Genomic DNA, 1,589 nt, shown 5'->3' on the forward strand with positions numbered 1-1,589 from the left:
GATCATGTGCGGCCGGCGGTGGCGGGTCATCGTGGGCATGGTGTGGCGGTGGAGGTTCCGGCTGAGGTCCATGCGCGGTTGGCGGGGGTGGCGCGGGCCGAGGGTGTGACGGTGTTCATGGTGTTGCAGGCCGCGCTTGCGGTGCTGTTGTCGCGGCTGGGTGCGGGTACGGATATCCCGATCGGTTCGCCGAATGCGGGGCGTACGGATGAGGCGTTGGAGGATCTGGTCGGGTTCTTCATCAACACGTTGGTGGTGCGTACGGATCTGTCGGGTGATCCGACGTTCCGTGAGGTGTTGGGGCGGGTGCGGGAGCGGAGCCTTTCGGGGTTCGCGCATCAGGATGTTCCGTTCGAGCGTCTGGTGGAGGAGCTGGCTCCCAGTCGTTCGATGGGCCGCCACGCGCTGTTCCAGGTCATGTTGACCCTGCAGAACAATGCAGCGGCGGTTCTGGATCTCCACGGGTTGGAAGCGGAGCGGATATCGGCCGGTGATGCGTCGGCGAAGTTCGATCTTGATGTGATCGTGGGTGAGGAGTTCGACGGGTTGGGTGTGCCGGCTGGTATTCGTGGCTGGGTGACGGGTGCGGCGGATCTGTTCGAGCCGGGGACGGTGTCGCGGCTGGCGGGTCAGTTGGTGCGGGTGCTGGAGTTGGTGGCGGGTGATCCGGGGACGCGGTTGAGTGCGGTGGACGTGCTTGATGAGGCGGGGCGTCGTCGGGTGCTGGTGGAGTGGAACGACACGGATGATGCTGTGGTGCCGGTGGGCACGGTGGCGGAGTTGTTCGAGGTGCAGGTGGCGCGGGTGCCGGGTGCGGTGGCTGTGGTGACGGAGTGTGGGGAGGTGACGTACGGGGAGCTTGATGTGCGGGCGAACCGGCTGGCGCGTCATCTGGTGGGTCTGGGTGTGGGTCCGGAGTCGGTGGTTGCCGTGTGTATGGAGCGCGGTGTGGATCTGATGGTGGCGTTGCTGGCCGTGTTGAAGGCTGGTGGTGCGTATATGCCGGTGGATCCGGAGTATCCGGCGGAGCGTGTCGCGTACATGCTTGAGGACGCCGGGCCGGTGGTGGTACTGGCTTCGGTGGCGACGGCTGGTGCTGTGCCGAGTGGGGGCGTGCTGCTGGACGACCCGGAGACCATGGCGCGCTTGGCCGATCTGGAGAGCGCGCTGCTGAGTGGGCGGGCCGCGTTGCCGGCACATCCCGCGTATGTGATTTATACGTCGGGTTCGACGGGCCGGCCGAAGGGTGTGCTGGTTTCGCATGCGGGTGTGGCGAGTTTGGTTGAGGGCCATGTCCGGTATTTGGGTGTGGGTCCTGGTGCTCGTGTGGGGCAGTTCGCTTCGGCGAGTTTCGATACGTTCGGCTGGGAATGGCTGATGGCGTTGCTGTCGGGGGCGTCGTTGGTGGTGATTCCGCCGGAGCGGCGTCTGGGTGAGGCGTTGCCGCGGTTCCTGGCGGAGTGGGGGGTGACGCATGTGACGTTGCCGCCCGCGGTTTTGGCGACGTTGGATGAGTCGTCGGTGGGTGCGGATGTGGTGTTGGTGGTGGCGGGTGAGGCGTGTCCGCCGGAGGTGATGGCGCGCTGGGG

At 66.3% G+C, this 1,589-nt stretch carries 1 protein-coding gene; it reads left to right on the forward strand.

Annotated features, from left to right (window positions below; all coding sequences use genetic code 11):
- Positions 1–48 precede the first annotated feature (48 nt).
- Positions 49–1,589: non-ribosomal peptide synthetase (locus tag AC0693_RS38765; RefSeq protein ID WP_478804634.1), on the forward strand; the 1,541-nt coding region annotated here is incomplete at its 3' end.

The sequence above is a fragment of the Streptomyces sp. NPDC043876 genome, assembly GCF_056435825.1.